Source organism: Ensifer sp. GW823-FHT05D09, from assembly GCF_058795755.1.
In genome coordinates this window covers 137,855-160,668 of sequence record NZ_JBXAIA010000010.1, presented here as the reverse complement: position 1 = coordinate 160,668, position 22,814 = coordinate 137,855, and the positions used below count along the sequence as shown (strand labels likewise).

Genomic DNA, 22,814 nt, shown 5'->3' with positions numbered 1-22,814 from the left:
GGGCGTGGCGGTCGCTTGTGCGCCGTCGGTCCCGAAACTGTTTCAGTGGTCGCCCGATCCGTTGACGATCGGCGCCGTCTAGGGAGAAAAACATGAGCGAAAGACTGGAAGACATTGCCGTTGCCATGGTCGCCAACGGTCGCGGCCTGCTTGCCGCAGACGAGTCCACGGCGACAATCAAGAAGCGCTTCGATGGCATCGGGCTTGAATCGACCGAGACCTCGCGGCGGGACTATCGCGAGATGCTCGTTCGCGCCGACGAGGCGATGCGCAAGTATATTTCCGGCGTCATCCTCTACGAGGAAACCCTGTTCCAGAAGGCGGCTGACGGCACGCCGCTGGTCGACGTCATCCGCGCCGCTGGCTCTATTCCCGGCATCAAGGTCGATGCCGGCGCCAAGCCGATGACCAATTTTCCGGCCGAGACGATCACCGAGGGCCTCGACGGGCTGGCCCAGCGCCTAGCGAAATACCACGAAGCCGGTGCGCGCTTTGCCAAATGGCGCGGCGTGATTGCCATCTCGGACACCCTGCCGAGCCAGGGCGCCATCAGGGCAAATGCCCATGCGCTCGCGCGCTACGCCGCCCTATGCCAGGATGCCGGCATCGTTCCGATCGTCGAGCCTGAAGTGCTGATGGACGGTGCGCCCGGCGACCACTCGATCGACCGGTCCGAGGCCGTGACCGAATGGACGCTACGGCTCACCTTCGAGGCGCTCGCCGAGATGCGAGTGAAGCTCGAAGGCATGATCCTGAAGCCGAGCATGGTGATCGACGGCAAAAAGGCACGCAAGGCGTCCGTCGCCGAGGTGGCCGAACGCACGATCAAGGTGCTCCGACGCACGGTGCCATCGGCGGTGCCCGGCATCGCATTCCTTTCCGGCGGCCAGACGACGGAAGAGGCAACGGCCCATCTCTCGGCCATAAACGCGACCCACGATCTGCCCTGGAAACTCACCTTCTCCTACGGCCGTGCCCTGCAGCAGGAAGCGCTGTCCGCCTGGAACGGCAAGGCGGAAAACGTCGCCGCCGGCCAGCGTGCCTTCTCGCATCGCGCCGAAATGTGCAGCCTCGCTGCCAAGGGCAGCTGGAAGAAGGACCTTGAGAAGGCCGCCTGAGCGCGCTCGGCAGTCCGTCCAGTTCGGGCACAAGGGGCCGCTCGTCGGCCCCTTTTTCATGCTGCCCTCGTGGTCCGGAACAGAACTTGTCACCAAGACAAGTTGCCGTCTTTGCCGGCTTCGACACCTGCCTTAAGCCTTTCGCTCCAGGCCATCGGGCGGCACGGATCGCCGCCGTATCAAGTGGAAGCGAGCGCTCATGACGTCTTTTTCACCCGTGCACTCCGTCGACTATGTCACTGTCGACGTCTTCACCGCGGAACGTTTCGCCGGCAACCAGCTCGCGGTCATTCCTGACGCACGAGGTTTGAGCGATCAGCAGATGCAGGCGATCGCCACCGAGTTCGGCTACTCCGAAGTTACCTTCGTGCTGCCGCCGGAAGATCCTGAAAACACCGCACGGGTGCGCATCTTTACGCCGACGATGGAGATCCCCTTCGCCGGGCACCCGAATGTCGGCACCGCCTTCGTGCTTGGCCGGCAGGCGGAGATTTTCGGGCGTGTGCCTGGTGAGCAGCTGCGGTTCGAAGAACGGGCCGGGCTGGTCGAGGTGGCCCTGTCGCGGGAAGACGGCGCGGTGACCGGCGCTCGCATCGTCGTGCCGCGGCCCTTGAGCATCGGACCAACGATCGATGTCGAGACGATCGCTGCCTGCGCCATGGTCCCGCCCGATGCCGTCAGGACGGACAATCACACGCCGGTGCGTGTTTCCGTCGGCTTGCCCTTCGCCGTTGCCGAACTGAAGGATGTCGCTGCCCTGTCGGCGGCACGTCCCAACGTCACCGCATTCGAAGCGGCCAACAAGCGCTACAAGCCGGACGAAGACAGCTTCAGCCTGTTCCTCTATGCCCGCCCGAGTGACAATCCCTGGCGTCTTCGTGCCCGCATGTTCGCGCCGCTCGACAACGTCATCGAAGACCCGGCGACCGGCAGCGCCTCGGCCGCGCTCAGCGCCTATCTCGTCTCGCTGCTGCCCGATGACGCCATCGACGTCGACCTGACGATCGAGCAGGGCGTCGAAATGGGGCGCCGAAGCATCATCGAAGTCAGCGTCAGAAAACGCGGCGGCACTGTCGGCAGGACCAGCATCGCTGGCGCCTGCGTGACAGCGATGCGTGGTTCCATCGCACTTTAGCCAGCAGCAAGACTGGCGATCAGCGGCGCGAGCCAACCCTCCCGCGCTGATCGCAGAATTCGATTGACGTGTAATTAGGCGCCATACTATATGCTGCCTTATGGAAATTCTTGAGCAAAAACACATCGCCCTCCTCACCGAGGCCGAACGGCGCGGCGACGGCGCAACCGCCAATCTGCGTCTGTGCTTCGAAGTCATCGCCTTGGCGGCCGCGATCGACCGCGACTGCGCCGCGCGACTGGCACCCCACAATCTTTCCGAGGGAAAGTTTGTCCTGCTGTTCCTCCTGCACCAGATGGCCGAAGGTCTTTCGCCGCATGAGCTTGCCGACCGCGCCGGCGTCACCCGCGCCACCGTCACCGGGCTTCTCGACGGGCTGGAGCGAGACGGCTTTGTCACCCGGCAGCAGAGCAAGGACGATCGCCGCAAGGTGCTGGTCCGGCTGTCGCCGAAGGGCCAGGATGCGGCGCGCGAACTGTTCGACACCCATACGCGCTGGATCGCATCGCTGTTTGCCGGTTTCGATGAGAGCGACCGGCAGGCCTTGAGCGCCCTCCTCCAGCGCGCATGGCGAAATACCGACGGCGGACGAAAGGCAATGCAGCCGAAAGCCGAAAGCGAGATCACGCAATGAGCGCCGCCCCGCGGCGTATGGTGGACATCGACCCGCAGCGGCTCGCGCTGCTGAACGCGGGGTTGGTGGAAGCCTCGACGCTGACCGAATGCCTCGCAGTCGATTTTGAAACGTTGATGCGGGCGGCGGTTCCGGAGGTCGGCGACGGTGCTTTCACCGCCATCGGCGCTGCGGTCGGAAGCGGCATTTCCAAACGCATGGTGCTAGCCGCCGAACTGATCCGCGACCGGCTCGGTGACGGCGCCGTGTCGGGGCTACGGCAGCATCGCTCTGACACCGTTCGGGGCTGGGCCTGCTTCATGGTCGGCGCAAATCCTGCGCTCACGCTTGAAGATCGCCTCGCCGCAATCCGCCCGTTTGCCGACGATCCGCATTTCGGCGTTCGCGAATGGTCATGGATCGCCGTACGCCCGCAACTTGCCCAAGATATCGCAACCGCGATCACCCTTCTTGCCGGGTGGACGGGCTCGCCCTCCGATCGTCTGCGCCGATTCGCCAGCGAAGCAACGCGTCCGCGCGGGGTCTGGTGCAGCCACATCGCTTCGTTGAAACGAAATCCGGAAATGGCGCTTACCATTCTTGAACCGTTGAACGCGGATCCGTCGCGCTACGTGCAGGATTCGGTCGGAAACTGGCTGAATGACGCCGCCAAGGACCGCCCCGATTGGGTTCGTGACCTCTGTGCCTGCTGGCAACGGGAGCACGACAGCGTTGCGACTGCCCGAATCTGCAAGCGCGCCCTTCGATCACTCGATAGACCCTGAAAGAAGACGCATGCCTCATTATCTAAGCGAACTCTACACCCCGAAGCAGGCCTGGCTCGCCCTCGACCCAGCCGGCCGCCACAGGTTTTTCGAGGCCGTCGGCAGCGGTCTGGCTGACCTGTCGGACCTCGGGGTGGAGCCGATCGCCTTCGGCGAGGTTGATGCCGGTACGCTTCATGCCGCACCGCACGCCTATTTCGCCATCTGGCGGTTCTCGGATGAAGCCGCACTTCACGCGCTTGTCTCGGGCATCGCGGCATCCGGCTGGCACGACTATTTCGAGACGATCAATGCCGCTGGACGCGGGATCGACCTGCCTGGCCATCTTGGCCAGTTGGCTGCAGCCACCATCTAAAAAGCGCGGCGATCAACCCCGTTTGGCAAGCTCCACGACTTCGGCGATGAATTGCGTCTTGGCGGCGGTGTAGCTGTCTCCATCGAAGGGGAACTCGGCCGAAAGGCGTCGCTTCAACGCGGCGTAAGCAACCGCCATCTCACCGTTTTGACGCAACTGATCTCGAAAGATCAGGCGGCGGTGATGGGTATCGCTGAAAGGCGGGCAGAGATAGACGCGCTGCCCCGGTGAGCCCGTCTTGGCAAATGCCCAGACGCCATCGTCGTACCTGTTTCCCCGTGCGGCAAACCCGTCGGCAGCGAGGGCGGCGCTCCCGGCACCGATCGCTTCTGGACCGCACATCGTCACATCGATATCGATGACCGGCTTCGCGGCGAGCCCCGGAACCGCCGTGCTGCCGACATGGTCGATCGCGATGACCGCAAGGCCGAGCAGGCTCGCCAGATGCTTGGACATGGCGGCATAGGCTTGCGGCCACGCATCGTCATAGGCAACCACTTCGACCGGGGTCGGCATGCAATTCTCCCTTGCTTGCATCCCCGCAGCCGGCCGGATCTCGTGCGGCGTCCAAAGGCCCGGTCAGTCGGGTTCCTTCGGCACCAGGGCAACGATATCGGCAAAGATGTCCTGCCATTCCGCATCGTCCATTTCGGCGAAGCCGAAACTGCGCAACAAAAACGTACCTTCGGCGGCAAGAAACGCAAGGCGCGCCCGGCGCCCCGCGTCAGTCGACAGATCGAGGCTGTCGAGACGCCCGCGATACCACACGCGGTTCTGTTCCATATGATCTTCGCGCTGCAGAAGTGCCGCCATCATCCCGGATGTGCGGGCGTTCTCTGCCGTGTTCATGCGGGCCGTCACCTCCGCATGCGCGCGCATTGCCGTTACCGGATCGGTCGCGCCTCCGACTTCGTCCGCCACCGCGCTGTCGAATTCGTTGAACCGGCGTTCGATCATCGCATCGATCAGCCCATCCTTGTTGCCGAAGCAATATTGCACGCCACCCTTGGTGATGCCGGCCGCCTTGGCGACGGCGTCGATCGTCAGGCCGGCGGCACCGACGGCGCTCACCGTCGCCTCCGCCGCATCCAGCACCTTGTCGCGATCGATCGTCCGGCGTCGTCCCATTTCAGATTTCCTCTTTCAATTCCATACGTATGTATTTATATAGCGGCTCTGATGTCAACAAGGCCACAGGTACCGCAGGCAGCGGTTCGGCCACAGAGGTGTACCATGTCCCCGCATAATCGCTGGCTCATTCTGGCCATCGTGTCGAGCGCCCTGTTCCTGATCGTCGTCGATATGACCGTGCTCTACACGGCACTGCCCCGGCTCACCCACGATCTTGGCGCCTCCGCCTCGGAAAAACTCTGGATCGTCAATGCCTATGCACTGGTCGTTGCCGGCCTGCTGCCGGGGCTCGGCACGCTCGGCGACAGGCTCGGCCACAAGCGACCGTTCATTGCCGGCCTCGCCGTATTCGGCCTCGCCTCCCTGATCGCTGCCTATGCGCCGAACCCGTCGGTCCTGATCGCCGGCCGTGTGCTTTTGGCCGTCGGCGCCGCGCTGATGATGCCGGCGACGCTTTCGATCATCCGGTTGACCTTCACCGACGAGCGCGAGCGGGCGCTGGCGATCGGCATCTGGGCCGCGATCGCCTCGGGTGGTGCAGCAATCGGCCCGGTGCTCGGCGGCTTCCTGCTCGAATACTTCTGGTGGGGCTCGGTCTTTCTCATCAACGTACCGATCGTCGCCGTGGCGCTGCTGCTCGGCGTGGTCGTGCTTCCCGATAACAAGGGCAACAGGGACCACCCTTGGGACCCGCTCGGCTCCGTCCAGATCATGGTCGGCCTGGTCGGACTGGCCTATGCTATCAAGGAGATGAGCAAGCGCGAGCCATCGGCGCAGGCGGGGCTCATCGCCGCTGTGATCGGCGCCGTCGCGCTCTCCTTCTTCGTGCGCCGGCAGAGGCGCAGCGCGCACCCGATGATCGACTTCCGCCTGTTCCGCAACGCCGCCTTTTCGTCAGGCGTCGCCGCAGCCTTGGTGACATCCGGAGCGCTCGTCGGCGTCGAGCTCGTGCTCAGCCAACGGCTGCAGCTCGTTGCCGACTATTCGCCGCTTGAGGCAGGCATCTTCATCCTGCCGATCCCGCTTGCCGCCTTCGTCGCCGGCCCGCTCACAGGCATGATGCTGCCGCGTCTCGGCCCCGAGATGGTGCTGCGCACCGGCCTCATCACCGCGGCTGCCGGCCTCGGTGCGTTTCTGGCGGTGCACGGAGCCGGCATCCTCGGCCAGATCGTCAGCCTGGTGGTGCTCGGCCTCGGCGTTGGCGCGACGATGACGGCCGCCTCCAGCGCCATCATGTCCAACGCCCCACCGCAGCACGCCGGCATGGCCGCCTCCATCGAGGAGGTCTCCTTCGAACTCGGCGGCGCCATCGGGATTGCGGTGCTCGGCAGCGTCATGTCGGTGGTCTACACCGCCTTCGTCGTGCTTCCGGAAGGAGCGGGCATATCGGCGATCGCGCGCGACAGCCTGGATGAGGCTTTGATATTGGCGGAAAAACTATCGCCCGAGGCGGCTGAAAACCTCGTGGCGCTCGCCAGGGCGGCCTTCGAAAAGGCATTCGTCGCCGTTGTCCTGTTGGCAACCGGCCTGTTGGTCACGACCGGTGCGGGCATCTGGTGGTTCACGCGAGGCAAGTCACGGCAACCGGTTCAATCCTACCGCGGTCATTGATCCCTCCAGCGCCGCGCGTGAAAACTGACGCGCGACGCTGTGACACTCTCATTGCCCTGCATGATCTTACCTAGATCCATGCCGATTGAAGGCGTTAGGCAGCAGGGATCAGTGCTTGACTGCCTCGCATTGGGCGATCGCCTCCACCATGGCCTGGAAGCGCACATGGTGGCGAACCGCATCCAGATCGGAATCCTGCTTGAACCACAGCAGCTGGTAGCAGGAACTCTGCGGCAACAGGCTCTCGAGCATGTCGAGCGCCGTATCGACATCGCCGAGGATCGAATAGACGCAGGCCGTGTTGTAGCGCGCGACGATATCCTCCGGATCGATGGCGATCGCGCAGGCCGCCCATTCGCGCGCGCGGTCCGCCTCACCCATATGGGCAAGCGCCAGCGCGCCACGATGCGCAGGTCCGGAATTTTCCGGATGCGACTCCAGCGCCCGTTCCGCCCTGCTGATGCCGATCTTCGCCCAATGTCCGCGCTCGGTCTCCTGGCCGAGCGATTTATAGGCGCTCATCAGGTGGATCGGCGAAAGATAGTCGTCGGGCCGGATTTCCGCAGCCCGTTTGAAGAACTCGATGGCGGTCTCGAACTCGCCGCGCATGAAGAGAAAGCGGCCGTAGTGAAAGTTTGCCTCGTAGAGCTGCGGATCGAGCGCCAAGGCGCGTTCGAACTCGGCAACAGCCTCTTCGCTTTGCCCGTCCTGGTGCAGGACCAGGCCTCTAGAAGCATGGGCCTCGGCGAGATCAGGATCGAGCTCCAGTGCGCGCGCGCTCGTGCTTAAGATGCTTTCGAGCGGAAACTCGTGCTCATGCCAGTCACGAAGGGCGGATTCGCAATCGGCGATGCCGGCATAGGCACGGGCAAAATTCGGGTCGAGCTCGACGGCTTTCTGGAACATGCGTCGAGCAAGCAGCAGATAGGAGCGCGTCCAGGCATGCGAGAACCGCCGGCCGCGCAGATAGTAGGTATAGGCCTCGACACTCGTCGTCGGGTCCCGCTCGATCGCCTTTTTCTCTTCCGGCAAAAGCTTGATGCGCAGCTGATTGACGATGGCGTGGGTGATCTCGTCCTGAATGGCGAAGATGTCGGTGAGATCGCGATCGTAGCGGTCGGCCCACAAATGCGTACCGGTCAGCGCATCGATCAGCTGCCCGGTGATGCGAACCCGCCCGCCGGCCTTGCGCACACTGCCCTCGAGGATGAAGCGAACGCCGAGTTCCTGCGCCGCCGTTTTGACCCGCACCGACCGCCCCTTGTAGGTAAAGACCGTGTTGCGGGCGACCACATGGAGGCGCGAGATCTTCGACAGATCGGTGATGATGTCCTCGGTGATACCGTCGGAAAAATACTCCTGCTCCGGATCGTGGCTCATATTGGTGAAGGGTAAAACGGCGACGGACAGCCCATAACCGTCGTCGACGGTCACCGTATGGGTCCCGTTCACCACCTTGGCGATCTTGGTCGGCGCACCCAGCGCGACGGAATAGACGTGAACGCCGGCCGCGATATTCTTCAGTGCGTGCTGGCCCTTGTCGACAAAGCCGACATCCAGCCTGGAGCCGACATGGTCGCGCACCGAAGCAGACACGGCGATGCCGGAGGGTTCGGCCAGGCCCTCGAGCCGGGCTGCGACATTGACGCCGTCTCCGAAAATATCACCGTCTTCGACGATCACGTCGCCCAGGTGCACACCGATGCGCAGCTCGATGCGCTTCAGTTGCGGAACGTCTTCGTTGCGAATGAGCATGCCGCGCTGAATATCGACGGCGCAGGCCACCGCGTTCACGACGCTCGCGAACTCGACCAGAATGCCGTCGCCGGTCAGCTTTACGATCCGGCCTTTGTGCCGGCTGACCTTCGGGTCGACCAGCTCGTTTTTGTGCCGCTTCATGGCGGCCAGCGTACCGGTCTCGTCAGCACCTATAAGACGGCTGTAACCAACGACATCGGCAGCGAGGATGGCAGCAAGGCGGCGTTCCAAGTAACCCCCGAATTCATCTCCGTGATGAAACCGACAATCTAGCGCGTTCTTCATGATCTGTCCTGCGCACTTTTCCAGCTACTACTATTGATCGAGTAACGGCATAGCAGAGTAGATCGACCGGCACAGTTTCCAAGGGTACAACCGTGGCATCGCAGCGCTGGCGATTGAACCCGTCAGGGTCGAATAAGAACGGTGACCATCATCATGGCGATCGCGAAGACGGCGATCTTCCAGAAATCGCGGCGCTGCCTCAGACCCGGCAGGCCGATCGGCCAGATCAGCTGGATGGCCATCGCCAGAAGCAGAATGATCGCCAGCGCCTTTGACATATTCAGCCTATCCTCAGGGGAAGTTCCCCAACCCGGCGAAGCGTCACACCGCCGTCACCTTGTCGTCGCATCTAGCGCACGCTCGGTCGCGGCGCGCACCTGCTTTGATCCCGGAATTCGATACCGATTCTTGGGATGATGCATTAGAGGGCTATTGTTTCCGCCGCCGATTTGCAATGACCGGCGGGATAGAATCCGGCTGGCAATTCGGGGCACACCGCCCTAACTTGCTGACGGCAGAACGATTTTCGGATGGATGATGAGAAATAACCTGCTCCCCGTCGCCTCTCTCCTGCTGGGCACGCTGTTTCTCTTCCTGGGCAACGGCCTGCAGGGCCTGCTTCTGCCCGTCAGAGGCACGGCCGAAGGCTATCCCACCACCATCCTCGGCTTGATCGGCACCTCCTGGGCGGCCGGTTTCGTGCTTGGCTGCTTCTTCGCGCCTGCTGTCGTCAAACGCATCGGCCACGTGCGTGCCTTCAGCGTCTTTTCGTCGCTGATCGCCATCGTCGCGCTGATGACCGGTATCCTGATCGACCCCACCTGGTGGCTGATCCTGCGTGCGCTCACCGGCTTTGCCACCGCCGGCACCTCGATGATCATCGAAAGCTGGCTCAACGAACGCGCCACCAATGAGAGCCGCGGCGTCATCTTTTCCCTTTACATCGCCATCACGCTCTTCGGCGTCGTCGGCGGCCAGATGATGATCCCGTTCGGTGATACCTCCACCAGCACTCTCTTCATGATCTGCGGCATTCTCTATTGCGTCGCGATGCTGCCGACCCTTTTGTCGAAGGCCGCCACGCCGCAGCCGCTGAAGCAGGTGCAGCTCGACCTGCGCGGGCTCTACCGAAACTCCCCGGTCTCCTTCCTCGGCATCCTGCTCGTCGGCATCGCCAATGGCGCCTTCGGCACGCTCGGCGCCGTCTTCGGCCGCCAGGCGGGCCTCTCGGACAGTACGGTGGCGGCGATGATGAGCGTGGCGATCTTTGCCGGCGCAGTCATGCAGTTGCCCGCCGGACGCCTCTCCGACCGCATCGACCGGCGCTACGTGCTAGCCGCCCTTGCCGGCGTCGGCGCGCTTGCGGGTCTCCTGATCTTCCTGGTGGAACCCACCCAGGTCTGGATCGTGCTGACACTGATCGCGATCTACGGCGCCGCCGCCAATGCGCTCTACCCAATCGCCGTTTCGCATGCCAACGACTTTGCGACCGCCGAGGATTTCGTCAAGGTTTCCGGTGGTTTGCTGCTGCTTTACGGTATCGGCACCATCATCGGCCCGACCATCGGCGGCCCGGTCATGACCGCGACCGGCCCCTACGGGCTGTTCATGATCACCGCCTGCGCCCACATCCTCATCACCGCCTATGCCATCATCCGCAGCCGCATGCGCGCGCCGGTGCCCGTCGCCGAGCGTGATGCCTTCTCGCCGATCAATACCGGCACGGCTGTGACGCCCGAGAGCCTGCAGCTGTCGCCACGCGCAGCGCCGTTTGATGAAACCCACGGCGACGATGGCGATATCGACCCCGAACAGGAGGAGAAGTCGAATGGGCCTGTTTGACGAAGACCTACCGAAAAAGAAACTGGCGCACGAGATCGGCAGCGACCTGTCACTTTTGTCGGTCGACGAACTCACGCAACGCATCGCGCTGCTGAACGAGGAAATTGCCCGGCTCGAGGCCGAGCGCGAGCGCAAGTCCGCAAGCCGATCGGCAGCCGAAGGCCTGTTTCGCTGACGGCTGTGCAAGGACAATTGGCCCGAAACGGCGCTCTTTTAACGGTATATTAAGCATTCTCTGCGATTGTCTGATCATCCGGAGCTTTCCGGACTCAGACAATTTCTCCGACTGGCGAATGGGTCTGATTTTTCTCCCTGTTTTACCTTGAGAGCCGCTTTCCGCGGCTCTTTTTTTGTTTTGTCATAGGTCGCTGCAAAGAATTGTGGAGATTAACCCTTTCTTAAGAATGCTCTTGCGCGAAATGCGCTATGGCATCATTCTTCAGGCATAGAGGCCGGCAAGGAAACTTTTCCCAAAGCCGCCCGTTACCCGACTGTCGTGATGCGTTTGAACCAGGGAAAACAGGTCATGTCCGAAAGAGGATTGAATACCGTCAGTTTCGCGGGGCACGCGGCGGCGTCGGCGCAGTTCAAGGCGCTCTATTCGGAAGGCATGGGTCTGGTCGAAGAAACCGCGAGCTATCTCGACGGTCCCGGCCGCCTGGCATCCAAGGTCTTGCCGCGCATGGCATCGGTCCTCTATGCAGCAGAATCCATGCGGCTCACCACCCGCCTGATGCAGATGGCATCGTGGCTCCTGCTTCAGCGCGCCGTCAACAACGGCGAGATGAGCCGTGACCAGGTGCTTTCGGAAAAGAGCAAGGTTCGCCTCGACAGCTTCAACGTCGACCGCAGCGCGCCCGGCTGGAGCGAGCTTCCGGAATCGTTCCGTGATCTCATCGAGCGCTCTCTGCGCCTGCAGAACCGCGTCGCCCTGCTCGACCGCGAGATCTACCGCCCGCAGGAAGCCTCGACCTTCGTTCCGGACAACCAGAACGGCGTCAAGGCGCAGATCAAGCTGCTCCAGACGGCCTTCGGCACCAATTGATCTGAAGATTTTCGGCAGTCTGCTGCCAGTGAAACAGACCCGGCCTTTGAGCCGGGTTTTTTCGTGCGCCGATCAGGCACGCTCGTATGTGACTGCGATCGGAGATCTCATCCGGCATCGGAAACGGAAGTCAGAACAACAAAAAGCCCGGCAGAGCCGGGCTTCGAAAACGCGCCAAGAAAGCGTGCGATTAGAGGCCGAGGCCTTCGAAACGCTTCTTGAACTTGGAGACGCGGCCGCCGCGGTCCATGAGCTGCTGGTTGCCGCCCGTCCAGGCCGGGTGCGACTTCGGGTCGATTTCCAGGTTCATGGTGGCGCCTTCAGAACCCCAGGTCGAGCGGGTTTCGTATTCGGTGCCGTCAGTCATGACCACCTTGATCAGGTGATAGTCGGGATGGATATCTGCCTTCATAATGATCTTCCTAGAGTTCCAGGGTCCAATTGTCGCAAGGCATTGCGACTTCGAGACCGAACACGTAAATGAAGCCGCAGACCGCCTGATGGGCCACGGCTTCCCAATTCGATGCCGTGCCTATACATCAAGGTCTGCGGGATAACAAGTGCCGCGCGGAAGACTCATGGGCAAACCCGCCCCCTCCGTGATTGGCGAACGGGGGTCATGTGTCCGAACGAGAAAACCAGTCGCCAGCGCGCAAATCCATTCGCCCTCTCGCCACGCTGCTGCCCTACCTCAAGCGCTACCGTTATCTGGTCGTTGGGGCCGGAATTTCGCTCGTGACCGCGGCGATAACGACCCTGACGCTACCGCTCGCCGTCAGGCGCATGGTCGACAACGGCTTTTCCAATTCCGACAGCGGATTCATCAATACCTATTTCGCGATGCTGATGATGCTCGCCATCATCCTCGCCTTGGCGAGCGCTGCGCGCTACTACTTCGTCATTACCCTTGGCGAGCGTATCGTCGCCGATCTCCGCCGCAACGTCTTTCAGCACGTCACCCGGCTTTCAGCGTCGTTCTTCGACGTCAACCAGTCGGGCGAGATCGTCTCGCGGCTGACGGCCGACACCACGCAGCTCAAGTCCGCCGTCGGTGCGACGGCATCGGTCGCCCTTCGCAACCTGATCCTGTGTCTGGGCGCCATCGGCATGATGGTCTACACCAGCCCGAAGCTGTCGAGCCTGGTGCTGGCGGCAATTCCGGTGATCGTGTTTCCGCTGGTCGGCTTCGGCCGCTCCGTCCGCCGCCGCTCGCGCGAGGCGCAGGACACACTGGCAACGGCATCGGCCTATGCCGGCGAGGCGATTGCCGCCTCGCGCACCGTTCAGGCCTTCAACAGCGAAGACATTGCCAACAACCGCTTCGGCACGGCGGTCGAGGATGCCTTCGGCGCCGCGCGCTCGGCGATCAAGGCGCGTTCGGTGCTGACGGCCTTTGCCATTACCATGGTGTTCGGCAGCGTCGTCGCGGTCCTCTGGTTCGGGGCGCGCGACGTGCTCGCAGGCAATCTCTCGGCCGGCACACTCAGCCAGTTCCTGCTTTATTCGGTATTTGCTGCCGGCAGCCTCGGCTCGCTGTCCGAGGTCTGGGGCGAGCTTTCGCAGGCAGCCGGCGCCGCGGAGCGGCTGAACGAACTGCTAACCGAAGTCCCTGATATCAAGGCGCCGGAAAATCCTGTCGCCCTTCCGTCTCCCGCACTTGGCGCCATCAGCTTCGACGACGTCTATTTCGCCTATCCGGCACGCCCCGATTACAAGAGCCTGAACGGCCTGAGCTTTGCGATCGAACCGGGCGAAACGGTCGCAATCGTCGGCCCATCCGGCGCCGGCAAAAGCACCGTCTTTTCGATGCTGTTGCGGTTCTATGATCCGGCAAAGGGCGCGGTCACCGTCGATGGCATCGATATCCGCACCGTCGACCCGAAGGAACTGCGCGCCCGCCTGGCGATCGTGCCGCAGGACGTCACCATCTTTGCGTCCTCCGTTCACGACAACATCGCCTTCGGCGTGCCGGGCGCAAGCCGCGAGGCCGTGCGCGCTGCAGCCGTCGCCGCCCAGGCCGACGAGTTCATCGGCCGGATGGAAAAGGGCTACGACACGCTGGTCGGCGAGCGCGGCATTACGCTCTCGGGCGGCCAGCGCCAGCGCATTGCCATTGCCCGCGCCATTTTGCGCAATGCCCCGATCCTTCTGCTCGACGAGGCGACCTCTGCGCTCGACGCCGAAAGCGAAACGCTGGTCCAGAAGGCACTTGAAGGTTTGCTGCATGAGCGCACGACCATCGTCATCGCCCATCGGCTCGCAACCGTCCTGAAGGCAGACCGTATCCTGGTGATGGAACACGGCCGTGTGGTCGAAGAGGGAACCCATGCCTCGCTGATCCGCCAGGACGGGCTCTATGCGAAGCTGGCACGGTTGCAGTTCAACCACGGCGCCGAGGAGCTGTTCTTGAGCCCGAACAAGTAATACAAACACGACGATAGTCTCATGCCGGCACGCCCGGCACGCCATTGCCGCTCGAAAGCCGGACCCTATTCTATAGGTGCCGGCTTTTTTTCGGCCGCCACGCCAGTTGTGGACTGTCCAGGGAGGACCCTAATGACGTTTTCGAACTTGACCCGACGAGCGGCGCTTGCGCTCGGCTTCACTGCACTCACCGTTTTCGGAACTGGTACCCAGGCAAGCGCTCAAGGCTTTCCGGATCGCGCCGTCACTCTCGTCGTTCCCTTTGCCGCCGGCGGCTCGACCGACGTGGTGGCACGTATCGTCGCACAGAAGATGTCGGAAGATCTCGGCCAGCAGGTCATCGTCCAGAACGTCGCCGGCGCCGGCGGCAACCTCGGCGCCGACAATGTCGCGCGCGCCGATCCGGACGGCTACACCATCCTCATGGGCACGGTCGCGACCCACGCCCTCAACCCACTGATCCTCAAAACCAAACCCTATGACCCGGAAAAGGACTTCGCGCCGATCTCGCTTCTGGTCATCGTGCCAAACGTGCTGGTGGTCAATCCGGAGTTGCCGGCCAAGACCGTCGCGGAATTGCTGGCGCTCCTGAAGGCCAAGCCCGATGAATATGCCTACGCCTCTTCCGGCAACGGTACGCCGTTGCACCTCTCCGGCGAACTCTTCAAGAAGATGGCCGGCGTCAGCATGCAGCACATCCCCTACAAGGGCGCTGGCCCGGCGCTGAACGACGTCATCGGCAACCAGGTGCCGATCATGTTCGACAACCTGCCGTCCTCCTCCGGGCACATCAAGGCCGGCACCTTGCGGGCGCTGGCGGTCACCACAGCCGAACGGGCGCCATCCTTCCCCGACGTGCCGACGGTCGCTGAAGCCGGCATTCCAGGCTACGAAACCTACACTTGGAACGCGCTGTTTGCGCCGGCCAACACGCCCGAACCCGTTGTCGCCCGCCTCAATGAAGCCGCCAACAAGGCGCTTGCCGATCCGGCCGTGGTCGAACGCATGAAGGAGTTTAGCGCCACCATCGTCGGCTCGACGCCTGCGGAGCTCGGCGCCCACGTCAAGGCGGAATTGGCAAAGTGGACGCCGATCGTTCGCGACGCCAACATCCAGATGGATTGATCCCTAGCGATCGGTTTCCATCCGGCGGATCAACCCCTCATCCGGCTGCCGCCACCTTCTCCCCGCTTAGCGGGGCGAAGGGACATTGCGGCACGCGCCGACTTAACCTTGCATGCTGCGCCTGACGGCGACATGCCTCCCGCTGCCCACCCCGGAGGCGCCGAGCCTCGCGTACACATCGAGCGAAATCGCCTCACGTTCTGGCCTGGAAAGGTTCTGCCACCACAATCTGTGTACCAACCGCGGGCTGCGTCCCCTTTCCCCGCTTGGCGGGGAGATGGCTAGGGTGAGGGGCAAGTTACGCCGAGCAACGTTGGTCGGTTTGCTTTACTCAAACCGTCCCGGCGGCACCCCGGCCGGCCACGCGCCCTGAGTAGATGCAGCCGCCGAGAAACGTGCCTTCAAGCGCATTGTAGCCATGCATGCCGCCGCCTCCGAAGCCTGCGACTTCGCCCGCCGCGTAAAGTCCCGGCACCGGCTCGCCCGATTGTTCGAGCACTTGGCCGGACAGATTGGTCTGCAGACCCCCGAGCGTCTTGCGCGTCAGGATATGCAGCCGGACGGCAATCAGCGGACCGGCTTTGGGATCGAGCAGGCGGTGCGGCTTGGCGGTGCGCAACAGCCGGTCGCCGCGGTAGGAGCGTGCCCCGCGGATCGCCGTAACCTGTGCATCCTTGGAGAAGGGGTTGGTGATCTCGCGGTCGCGCGCCTCGATCTGATCGCGCAGGTGATCGACCGAGAGGCGGTTCTCGCCGGTCAGCGCATTCATCGCCGGCACGAGATCGTCGAGTCGGTCGCGCACGAGAAAATCTTCGCCCTTGTCCATGAAGGCCTGCACCGGTCCGGGCGGATTCTTGCCCAAACGCTTGAGAAGAAGCGAGATGCTCTTGCCGGTCAGATCGGGATTCTGCTCGGAACCGGAGAGCGCGAATTCCTTCTTGATAATCGCCCTTGTCAGGACGAACCAGCTGTAATCATGACCGCTGTCGCGAATGGCCTTGAGCGTGCCGAGCGTATCGAAGCCGGGCATGGCGGGTGCGGAAAAACGATTGCCGTCCGCATCGCACCAAAACGACGAAGGACCGGGCAGGATACGAATGCCGTGATCCGGCCAGATCGGGGCGAAGTTCCTAAGGCCTTCGGTATAGTGCCACATGCGATCGGAATTGATTACCGAGCCGCGGGCGCGGGAAGCGATCTCCAGCATCCGGCCATCGACATGATGCGGTACGCCGCAGACCATCGTCGCCGGCGGCTGGCCGAGCCGCTTGCGCGGCCAGTTGCGCCGCACCAGTTCAGGGTTGCCGCCGATACCGCCCGATGTGACGATCACGGCGCCCGCCGATATCTCGAAGTCTCCGTAGACGTCACGCGAGCTGCGCGCTCCCCGGCCGACAGGATCAGCCTTGAGCACCGAACCGCGCGCACCGGTGACCGCCCCATCGGTCGTTACCAGCTCATCGACGCGGTGGCGGAAACGAAAGCGCACGAGACCACGGCTTTCGGCCTCGCGCGTCAGCCGTACGAACGGCTCGAGCACAGCCGGACCCGTTCCCCACGTGACGTGGAAGCGCGGCACCGAGTTGCCGTGGCCATGGGCAAGGCCACCGCCGCGTTCGGCCCAGCCGACGACGGGAAACCAGCGCATGCCGAGCTGATACAGCCAACTGCGCTTCTCACCGGCAGCGAAATCGAGATAGGCATCCGCCCATAGTCGTGGCCAGTGATCTTCCGGACGATCGAATTGCGACGAGCCCATCCAGTCCTGGCGGGCAAGCGCTCTGCTGTCCCTGATGCCCATGCGACGCTGCTCGGGACTGTCGACGAAAAACAGACCGCCGAGCGACCAGAAGGCCTGGCCACCGAGGTTCTGCTCCCCCTCCTGGTCGAGAACGATGACCTTGCGGCCGAGTGCTACCGCCTCCGACGCCGCCACAAGACCGGCAAGGCCGGCACCGACCACCAGTACATCACAATCCATCCAAGGCGCCTCCCCGCATCCCCCTCGGAGATGCAAGTTTCACTCGCCTTCAGGAAGGCCGGCTCTCTCCAGCATCCCCGAAGATGCAAGCGTCGTGCATCCCTCGGTCGCAAGTGTTACGCGCACGTCAAGGTCAATTCAAGGGCACGGGGGCCAGGAGGTCGACGCGAACTTCGTCTCGGTCAGCGCGACCTATTTCTCGGTCAGCTTCAGCTCGATGCGACGGTTCTGCGACCGCGCCTCGACGCTGTCGCCCTCGGCGATCGGCTGATACTCGCCGAAACCGGCCGCAACCAGCCTATCGGCCGGCACGCCCTTCGAGATCAGGAACTTGACGACGGATGTGGCACGGGCGGACGAAAGCTCCCAGTTGTCGGCATAACGACCGGTACCCGAAAGCTGGACATTGTCCGTGTGCCCGTCAACGCGCAGCACCCAGTTGATCTCGGCTGGAATTTCCTTGGCAAGGTCGAGCAGGGCCGAGGCGAGCTTGGCCATTTCGACCTGCCCCTCGGGATTGAGCTCGTTGCCGCCCGAAGGGAAAAGCACCTCCGACTGGAAGACGAAGCGGTCGCCGACGATACGGATGTTTTCGCGATCGGACAGGATCTCACGCAGTCGACCGAAGAAATCCGAGCGATAGCGGTTCAGCTCCTGCACCCGCTGCGCCAGCGCGACATTCAGCCGGCGGCCGAGATCGGCGATCTTGGTTTGCGAGGACGCGTCCTTGGCTTCGGACGCCTGCAAGGCCTCCTCGATCGCCGCGATCTGGCTGCGCAACGCCGCGATCTGCTGGTTCAGAAGCTCGATCTGGCTCATGGCGCGAGCGCTGGTCTGGCGCTCGGCGTCGAGCTCGGCGCCGACGCGTCCCAGCTTCTCATTGGCGGCATCCGCGCTGCCGGCGCCCTTGTCGAGCAGGGCCTGAAGGCGGGAGCGTTCGCCTTCCGACTGGGAGAGCGAAGCCTGCAGATTGGCAAGCGAATCCTCAAGATCCTGCTTGCCGCTCTTTTCAAGCGCCAGCAGCTGCGTCAGTTCGTTGATCTGGCTGTTCAGCCGCGTCAGAACCTCGTCCTTGCCGCTGATCTCGCGGCTGAGCAGGAACTGCGCCAGCACGAAGACGCTGAGCAGGAACATGATCGACAAGAGCAGCGTCGATAGGGCATCGACGAAGCCTGGCCAATAATCGATGGTGCGCTGTGTGCGGCCTTTGCGGGCAAGCGCCATGGATCATTCCCCTCCGGTGTCGTCCGCATGGCTGTGTTTGGCCTGCGATCCGGATTTCTCGCCGTTCACCGAAATGCGCTCGGAGTGGCCGATGCGTGTCGTCAGCTTGTCCAGCGTCTTGCGCATGGCCTTGGCTTCTTCCTGCTGCGCCTCGATCCAGTCGCGCAGCATCTGCTGTTCGCCGCGCATGTTCTTGACCAGGCCCTGGATGCCCTCGGCAAGGCTCGCCATTGCCGCCGTCGTACGCTGGTTGGAGCCGCCTTCATGGTTGAGACGGACGAGCTGGTCGGTCAGCCGCTTCAACTCTTCCACCGGCGCACCGGTCGGAAGGCCACCGTCGATCGACAGTTCCGAACCGACGTCGGTGACGGAGGACAGCCAGTTTTCAAGCTCGGTATAGAAACGGTTCTGCGCCCGGCCGGCCTGCAGATCGAGAAAGCCGAGGATCAGCGAGCCGGCAAGACCGAAGAGCGACGTCGAGAAGGCCGTGCCCATGCCGGTGAGCGGCGCCGAAAGGCCCGTTTTCAGGGCGCCAAGTACATCTTCGGTGCTGCCGGAACCGGCATCCAGCGACTGGATGACGGTATTGATCGAGCCGATGGTGCCGAGCAAGCCCCAGAAGGTGCCGAGCAGGCCGAGGAAAACGAGAAGACCGGTCAGGTAGCGCGTGGTGTCGCGCGATTCATCCAGACGCGTCGCAATCGAATCCAGGATCGACCTGAGCGCCGTCGTCGAAATCGCCGTCTGGCGACCACCGATCAGCGCGCGCATCGGCGCGAGCAACACCGGGTCACGCCCGACCTTGTCTGCGCTGCCGGCGGCGCGGAACGAATTGAACCAGCGCACTTCGGGGCGAAGGCCGAGCACGTGATTGAACGCCAGGAGGATGCCGATCAGCAGCACCCCGAGGATCAGCCCGTTGAGGCCCGGATTGGCGAGAAAGGCATTGTGTGCCTGCCGAAAGAGAATCGCGCCGACGAAACCGACGATGATCAGGAAGATCACCATGGTCCAGAAAAAGTGCATGGGGCTCGAAAGCTTATGCGGATTGTAATCTGCTTCCACGCCTTCCCGACCGTCCCACCCGGACAGATGCAGTTTCGTCATGGGTATACCATTCTCCCGGTTGCATTTGGCGGAACGGTGCCGCGACGCGTCGGAGCCTACTGCATAATTCCTCAAATCGGAATCGATTTAAGGAGAAAGTTATGCTGCCGGTTTGGAGCGCGGTAGCGTCCATGGCGCGTGATGTTTGACGCGGAGCGCTGTAGGCGAACTTTGCGCCGAATTGAAGGAAAAACAAAAGCCTCCGACGCGTGGTGCACCGGAGGCTTCGCAGCCATGAAACGAATGACCGTTGATTATTTCGTCGGGATTGGACGGTGAACGACGTCGCGCAGCGCCTTGGTGATGTACTCGTTGCCGCAGACGATCGAACCTTCGTTGACCGGCTTGGAGCCGCCGTCGATATCCGTCGACCAGCCACCGGCCTCGCGGATAAGAAGCACGCCGGCCGCGATGTCCCAGGCAGCGAGGTCGCGCTCCCAGTAGCCGTCGAAACGGCCGGCGGCGACATAGGCGAGATCGAGCGAAGCCGAGCCCATGCGACGGATGCCGGCGACTTCGCCCATCACGTGACGCAGCTCGATCAGGTATTTGCCGTGATTGCCGCGACCGAGATGCGGTGTGCCGGTGGCGATCACCGCATCCGACAGGGCCTTGCGCGCTGCCACGCGCAGACGACGGTCATTGAGGAAGGCGCCGCCGCCGCGCTCGGCCGTATAGAGTTCGTCCGTCGCAGGGTTGAACACGACGGCACCGACGATCTCGCCCTGGCGTTCGAGTGCGATCGAGACAGCGAAATGCGGAATGCCGTGCAGAAAATTGGTGGTGCCGTCGAGCGGATCGACGATCCAGCGATGGGCGCCATCCGTGCCGATGATCTCTTCGCCTTCTTCGCCTAGGAAGCCATAGGTCGGACGTGCCTTCAGCAGTTCTTCGCGGATGAGCTTTTCAGCCTTGCGGTCGGCCTGCGATACGTAGTCGCTTGGCCCCTTGAGCGAGACCTGCAGGTTCTGGACTTCACCGAAATCGCGCGCGAGCGACTTGCCGGCCTTGAAGGCGGCCTGGACCATGACATTGAGAAGAGCTGAACGGGCCATCTGGCGATCCTTGTGAAGCGAAGGCCGATCGAGCCTTCTCGATCGGACATTGAACCTGTGTGACGAAACGCGAAGCGCCTGCCGTTCGGGCAAGGCTTGTCATCGAGTTCCGTCGTCAAAAAACCGAGTGAAGATCACTCCGCCCTGGGGCGTGCCGGAAGCAATGGCGCCAAGGGCTAAAATCGGGGCTTCAAGACCACAAAAGCCCCGAAAGTTCAAGAGAAATAGCGCCTGACCCCACCGAACGGTCGAGATTCAGGCGCCAGAAATGCTGGTCAGGTCGAGCGAAACTTGTTGGCCGCGCTGAGTGCCGCCTTCTGCTGCTGCTCGTTGAGACCAAGGTAAAAGTCTTCCAGCGCATCATCCTTGAGGCCGGCGCGGCGCGACAGCACATACCACTTTGCGGCTTCGACCGGATTGGGCCGGGTGCCGATGGCATTGACATAGAGATGCGACAGCCGGTTCTGCGCCACGACATTGCCGCCTTCCGCCGCCCGCTTCATCCAGCCGAAACCGTCCTCCAGGTTGCGATCGCCGGCGATGCCTTCGATCATCCAGATGGCGATGTCGAGCTGCGCCGTATCGTAACCGGCATGGGCGGCGCGAAGCAGCCACCCTCTCGCCCTTGCCCGCTTGCTCTCGTCGATGCCATCGACGTTGAGGTAGATCTGCGACAGCGCATATTGCGCGTCGGCGATCCCCTGCTCGGCCGATTTTTCGTAGTAGGGCATCGCCGCCTTGAGGCCCTTGGGCCCGGGGCTGTCGGCCACCAGCGTCTGGCCGTAGTTGAACTGGGCCGATGCATTGCCGAGATCAGCCGCCTTCTTCATCAGTTCTTCGGATTTCTTCCGGTCGCGCTTGACGTATCGCCCTTCCATCAGGATCAGCGCGTATTTGAACATCGCCGCCGGATCACCGTTTTCGGCGGCCTGGCCGTACCAGAATGCCGCCTGCTTGGCATTGCGCACGACACCGAGACCCTGCTGCAGGATTTCGGCGACAAGCGTCTGGGCCGCCGGATCGCCAAGCTGGGCCCGCGGAAGTGCCAGATCCATCGCCGTCAGATAGTAACCGCGCTGGAAAGCGCCGTAGGCTTCGTCAACCTTGCCGGCAAACGGCTTTTCCGCCGGCAAGGCCGGCAACTCCGCGCCCATGCGGTCGAAGACGTTGACGCCTTGTGACGGCACCGTGCCGTCTCCGGCCTTCTTCTTCGCTACCGGATCACCCGGCTTGCCCACAGGCTTGCCGGCGGCAGTGCCGTCTTCCGGCATCGCTGCGCCATTGAAGGGTGTGATGCGGCCGCGTTTGGCAGCGCCGCTGTCATCGCCATTGACGCCTTCACCCGGCACATCGGCCGGCTTTTCCGGCACGGGCACCGATTGCTCCTGCGCAGGAACTGGCTGTTCCTGCGCACGCACCGGCGTCGTCGCGACGGTAGCGGCGGCGGCAAGGAGGGCAACGCCCCAGCTGAGCTTTGACGACTGTCGGTACAACATCGACACGTCTTAATCTTCAAACCGTGGCGCTTTTTCGTCAAGAAGCGCGTTGACGGCGGCAACGATCGAGGGCGCCTGCTCAGGCTCGCCGAAGACGGCCAGACGAAGGGCAACGAACTCGGCCCCGGTTTCGGCAGCCGCCAGCGCCGATTGCGGATCCGTGCCGCCCATGACGATGCAGGGGATCTCGATCATCGAGGCCCACCATTCGGCCAGCGCCAGGTTTTTCGGATGCGCATCCGGCTTGATGTCGCCGTCGGTCTTGCCGAAGAACACATAATCCGGGCGCACTTCGCCGACTTCCAGCGCATGATGACGGTCGGCCGCGTTGCCACCGCCGACGATGAGTTTCGGCGTATGCTTCTCGATCGCCTCGCCGAGCACTTCGGCGTTGCCGGAAATGTGCAGGCCGTCGGCCTTGACGCGCCCGGCCACGCGGCTGTCGCCGTCGATCAGCGCGGCAGCGCCTGCCTCCTGGATGATCGGCACGAGAAGCTCGGCATGTTTCTGGAACTCGCCATCGTCGAGGCCGTATTGCGGCACGATCACCGAAGCGACGTCGCCGCCCTTCAGGGCGTCGGCAAGCACCTTGGCGCGTTCCGCCGGATCGGCGATATCGGGTGCGATCAGCACCAGGCGGCAGCGTTCACTTGTCTTGCTCATGACATCCATTTCCGGCTGTGCCCGCTTGTCGGCGGAAACCAGCGCTCGATTTCGTTTGGGA

22 protein-coding genes are annotated in these 22,814 nt (G+C 63.0%); 11 read left to right on the top strand and 11 right to left on the bottom strand.

Annotation, left to right across the window (positions count from 1 at the left end; genetic code table 11):
* Positions 1-92: 92 nt before the first annotated feature.
* The 5 genes from AC1Q80_RS24985 (at position 93) to AC1Q80_RS24965 (ending at position 4,006) form a co-directional block, all read left to right on the top strand.
* Positions 93-1,118, top strand: coding sequence for a class I fructose-bisphosphate aldolase (locus AC1Q80_RS24985; RefSeq protein ID WP_173423610.1), 1,026 nt, complete (start codon positions 93-95; stop codon positions 1,116-1,118).
* A gap of 199 nt (positions 1,119-1,317) precedes the next feature.
* On the top strand, positions 1,318-2,253 hold the full coding sequence (locus AC1Q80_RS24980; protein WP_492362171.1) for a PhzF family phenazine biosynthesis protein: 936 nt from the start codon (positions 1,318-1,320) through the stop codon (positions 2,251-2,253).
* 100 nt (positions 2,254-2,353) lie between these two features.
* Entirely contained in the window at positions 2,354-2,887 is a 534-nt protein-coding gene (locus AC1Q80_RS24975) for a MarR family winged helix-turn-helix transcriptional regulator (RefSeq protein WP_492362170.1), read from the top strand.
* On the top strand, positions 2,884-3,651 hold the full coding sequence (locus tag AC1Q80_RS24970; protein ID WP_492362169.1) for a DNA alkylation repair protein: 768 nt from the start codon (positions 2,884-2,886) through the stop codon (positions 3,649-3,651). Before AC1Q80_RS24975 ends, AC1Q80_RS24970 begins: the two co-directional genes overlap by 4 nt.
* A gap of 10 nt (positions 3,652-3,661) precedes the next feature.
* Positions 3,662-4,006, top strand: coding sequence for a DUF6616 family protein (locus AC1Q80_RS24965; RefSeq protein ID WP_173423613.1), 345 nt, complete (start codon positions 3,662-3,664; stop codon positions 4,004-4,006).
* Positions 4,007-4,018: 12 nt separating this feature from the next.
* Here the strand turns inward: AC1Q80_RS24965 and AC1Q80_RS24960 are convergent, their stop codons facing one another.
* Both AC1Q80_RS24960 and AC1Q80_RS24955 read right to left on the bottom strand, forming a co-directional pair.
* A complete protein-coding gene (locus tag AC1Q80_RS24960; RefSeq protein WP_492362168.1) occupies positions 4,019-4,522 on the bottom strand; it encodes a GrpB family protein in 504 nt (167 codons plus the stop codon).
* A 63-nt stretch (positions 4,523-4,585) separates the two neighbouring features.
* Positions 4,586-5,134 carry a TetR/AcrR family transcriptional regulator gene (locus AC1Q80_RS24955; RefSeq protein WP_173423615.1) on the bottom strand — a complete coding sequence of 183 codons (549 nt, stop codon included), beginning with the start codon at positions 5,132-5,134 and terminating at the stop codon, positions 4,586-4,588.
* A 105-nt stretch (positions 5,135-5,239) separates the two neighbouring features.
* Between AC1Q80_RS24955 and AC1Q80_RS24950 the strand changes: the two genes are divergently transcribed.
* Positions 5,240-6,748, top strand: a complete 1,509-nt coding sequence (locus AC1Q80_RS24950; protein WP_492362167.1) for a DHA2 family efflux MFS transporter permease subunit — start codon at positions 5,240-5,242, stop codon at positions 6,746-6,748.
* Positions 6,749-6,856: 108 nt separating this feature from the next.
* Here AC1Q80_RS24950 and AC1Q80_RS24945 read toward each other — a convergent pair whose 3' ends face one another.
* Positions 6,857-8,791 carry a TPR end-of-group domain-containing protein gene (locus tag AC1Q80_RS24945; RefSeq protein ID WP_173423617.1) on the bottom strand — a complete coding sequence of 645 codons (1,935 nt, stop codon included), beginning with the start codon at positions 8,789-8,791 and terminating at the stop codon, positions 6,857-6,859.
* Between the two features lie 122 nt (positions 8,792-8,913).
* Positions 8,914-9,069, bottom strand: coding sequence for a hypothetical protein (locus AC1Q80_RS24940; RefSeq protein ID WP_115419254.1), 156 nt, complete (start codon positions 9,067-9,069; stop codon positions 8,914-8,916).
* 259 nt (positions 9,070-9,328) lie between these two features.
* Here AC1Q80_RS24940 and AC1Q80_RS24935 point away from each other — a divergent pair, with 259 nt between their 5' ends.
* From AC1Q80_RS24935 to rcdA, 3 genes are all read left to right on the top strand, one after another.
* Complete coding sequence (locus AC1Q80_RS24935) at positions 9,329-10,633, top strand: MFS transporter (RefSeq protein WP_173423618.1); 1,305 nt, start codon at positions 9,329-9,331, stop codon at positions 10,631-10,633.
* Positions 10,620-10,808 (top strand): DUF1192 domain-containing protein, encoded by a 189-nt coding sequence (locus tag AC1Q80_RS24930; RefSeq protein ID WP_077500667.1) that lies wholly within the window; start codon positions 10,620-10,622, stop codon positions 10,806-10,808. Before AC1Q80_RS24935 ends, AC1Q80_RS24930 begins: the two co-directional genes overlap by 14 nt.
* Positions 10,809-11,159: 351 nt before the next feature.
* Positions 11,160-11,678, top strand: coding sequence for a protease adaptor protein RcdA (gene rcdA, locus AC1Q80_RS24925; protein WP_077500665.1), 519 nt, complete (start codon positions 11,160-11,162; stop codon positions 11,676-11,678).
* 190 nt (positions 11,679-11,868) lie between these two features.
* Here the strand turns inward: rcdA and rpmE are convergent, their stop codons facing one another.
* On the bottom strand, positions 11,869-12,090 hold the full coding sequence (gene rpmE / locus AC1Q80_RS24920; RefSeq protein ID WP_053249635.1) for a 50S ribosomal protein L31: 222 nt from the start codon (positions 12,088-12,090) through the stop codon (positions 11,869-11,871).
* A 209-nt stretch (positions 12,091-12,299) separates the two neighbouring features.
* Between rpmE and AC1Q80_RS24915 the strand changes: the two genes are divergently transcribed.
* The gene (locus AC1Q80_RS24915; protein ID WP_492362166.1) at positions 12,300-14,102 is read left to right on the top strand and encodes an ABC transporter transmembrane domain-containing protein; all 1,803 of its coding nucleotides are present in this window, start codon (positions 12,300-12,302) and stop codon (positions 14,100-14,102) included.
* 132 nt (positions 14,103-14,234) lie between these two features.
* On the top strand, positions 14,235-15,227 hold the full coding sequence (locus tag AC1Q80_RS24910) for a Bug family tripartite tricarboxylate transporter substrate binding protein (RefSeq protein ID WP_492362165.1): 993 nt from the start codon (positions 14,235-14,237) through the stop codon (positions 15,225-15,227).
* Between the two features lie 331 nt (positions 15,228-15,558).
* Here AC1Q80_RS24910 and AC1Q80_RS24905 read toward each other — a convergent pair whose 3' ends face one another.
* The 6 genes from AC1Q80_RS24905 to AC1Q80_RS24880 all read right to left on the bottom strand — a co-directional run bounded on the left by AC1Q80_RS24905 (position 15,559) and on the right by AC1Q80_RS24880 (position 22,753).
* Positions 15,559-17,208 carry an FAD-binding dehydrogenase gene (locus tag AC1Q80_RS24905; protein WP_492362164.1) on the bottom strand — a complete coding sequence of 550 codons (1,650 nt, stop codon included), beginning with the start codon at positions 17,206-17,208 and terminating at the stop codon, positions 15,559-15,561.
* Between the two features lie 192 nt (positions 17,209-17,400).
* Positions 17,401-18,432, bottom strand: coding sequence for a peptidoglycan -binding protein (locus AC1Q80_RS24900; protein ID WP_173423622.1), 1,032 nt, complete (start codon positions 18,430-18,432; stop codon positions 17,401-17,403).
* Positions 18,433-18,435: 3 nt separating this feature from the next.
* Positions 18,436-19,539, bottom strand: coding sequence for a MotA/TolQ/ExbB proton channel family protein (locus AC1Q80_RS24895; RefSeq protein WP_173423623.1), 1,104 nt, complete (start codon positions 19,537-19,539; stop codon positions 18,436-18,438).
* Positions 19,540-19,793: 254 nt separating this feature from the next.
* The gene (locus AC1Q80_RS24890) at positions 19,794-20,594 is read right to left on the bottom strand and encodes an inositol monophosphatase family protein (RefSeq protein ID WP_492362163.1); all 801 of its coding nucleotides are present in this window, start codon (positions 20,592-20,594) and stop codon (positions 19,794-19,796) included.
* Between the two features lie 275 nt (positions 20,595-20,869).
* A complete protein-coding gene (locus tag AC1Q80_RS24885) occupies positions 20,870-22,090 on the bottom strand; it encodes a tetratricopeptide repeat protein (protein WP_492362162.1) in 1,221 nt (406 codons plus the stop codon).
* A 9-nt stretch (positions 22,091-22,099) separates the two neighbouring features.
* Complete coding sequence (locus AC1Q80_RS24880) at positions 22,100-22,753, bottom strand: thiamine phosphate synthase (RefSeq protein ID WP_492362161.1); 654 nt, start codon at positions 22,751-22,753, stop codon at positions 22,100-22,102.
* Positions 22,754-22,814 lie beyond the last annotated feature (61 nt).

Excerpts from the sequence above, each read along its gene's own strand:
- AC1Q80_RS24985 (WP_173423610.1), top strand. The coding sequence starts at position 93 with ATGAGCGAAAGACTGGAAGACATTGCCGTTGCCATGGTCGCCAACGGT.
- AC1Q80_RS24980 (WP_492362171.1), top strand. The coding sequence starts at position 1,318 with ATGACGTCTTTTTCACCCGTGCACTCCGTCGACTATGTCACTGTCGAC.
- AC1Q80_RS24975 (WP_492362170.1), top strand. The coding sequence starts at position 2,354 with ATGGAAATTCTTGAGCAAAAACACATCGCCCTCCTCACCGAGGCCGAA.
- AC1Q80_RS24970 (WP_492362169.1), top strand. The coding sequence starts at position 2,884 with ATGAGCGCCGCCCCGCGGCGTATGGTGGACATCGACCCGCAGCGGCTC.
- AC1Q80_RS24965 (WP_173423613.1), top strand. The coding sequence starts at position 3,662 with ATGCCTCATTATCTAAGCGAACTCTACACCCCGAAGCAGGCCTGGCTC.
- AC1Q80_RS24960 (WP_492362168.1), bottom strand. The coding sequence starts at position 4,522 with ATGCCGACCCCGGTCGAAGTGGTTGCCTATGACGATGCGTGGCCGCAA.
- AC1Q80_RS24955 (WP_173423615.1), bottom strand. The coding sequence starts at position 5,134 with ATGGGACGACGCCGGACGATCGATCGCGACAAGGTGCTGGATGCGGCG.
- AC1Q80_RS24950 (WP_492362167.1), top strand. The coding sequence starts at position 5,240 with ATGTCCCCGCATAATCGCTGGCTCATTCTGGCCATCGTGTCGAGCGCC.
- AC1Q80_RS24945 (WP_173423617.1), bottom strand. The coding sequence starts at position 8,791 with ATGAAGAACGCGCTAGATTGTCGGTTTCATCACGGAGATGAATTCGGG.
- AC1Q80_RS24940 (WP_115419254.1), bottom strand. The coding sequence starts at position 9,069 with ATGTCAAAGGCGCTGGCGATCATTCTGCTTCTGGCGATGGCCATCCAG.
- AC1Q80_RS24935 (WP_173423618.1), top strand. The coding sequence starts at position 9,329 with ATGAGAAATAACCTGCTCCCCGTCGCCTCTCTCCTGCTGGGCACGCTG.
- AC1Q80_RS24930 (WP_077500667.1), top strand. The coding sequence starts at position 10,620 with ATGGGCCTGTTTGACGAAGACCTACCGAAAAAGAAACTGGCGCACGAG.
- rcdA (WP_077500665.1), top strand. The coding sequence starts at position 11,160 with ATGTCCGAAAGAGGATTGAATACCGTCAGTTTCGCGGGGCACGCGGCG.
- rpmE (WP_053249635.1), bottom strand. The coding sequence starts at position 12,090 with ATGAAGGCAGATATCCATCCCGACTATCACCTGATCAAGGTGGTCATG.
- AC1Q80_RS24910 (WP_492362165.1), top strand. The coding sequence starts at position 14,235 with ATGACGTTTTCGAACTTGACCCGACGAGCGGCGCTTGCGCTCGGCTTC.
- AC1Q80_RS24905 (WP_492362164.1), bottom strand. The coding sequence starts at position 17,208 with ATGGATTGTGATGTACTGGTGGTCGGTGCCGGCCTTGCCGGTCTTGTG.
- AC1Q80_RS24900 (WP_173423622.1), bottom strand. The coding sequence starts at position 18,432 with ATGGCGCTTGCCCGCAAAGGCCGCACACAGCGCACCATCGATTATTGG.
- AC1Q80_RS24895 (WP_173423623.1), bottom strand. The coding sequence starts at position 19,539 with ATGACGAAACTGCATCTGTCCGGGTGGGACGGTCGGGAAGGCGTGGAA.
- AC1Q80_RS24890 (WP_492362163.1), bottom strand. The coding sequence starts at position 20,594 with ATGGCCCGTTCAGCTCTTCTCAATGTCATGGTCCAGGCCGCCTTCAAG.
- AC1Q80_RS24885 (WP_492362162.1), bottom strand. The coding sequence starts at position 22,090 with ATGTTGTACCGACAGTCGTCAAAGCTCAGCTGGGGCGTTGCCCTCCTT.
- AC1Q80_RS24880 (WP_492362161.1), bottom strand. The coding sequence starts at position 22,753 with ATGAGCAAGACAAGTGAACGCTGCCGCCTGGTGCTGATCGCACCCGAT.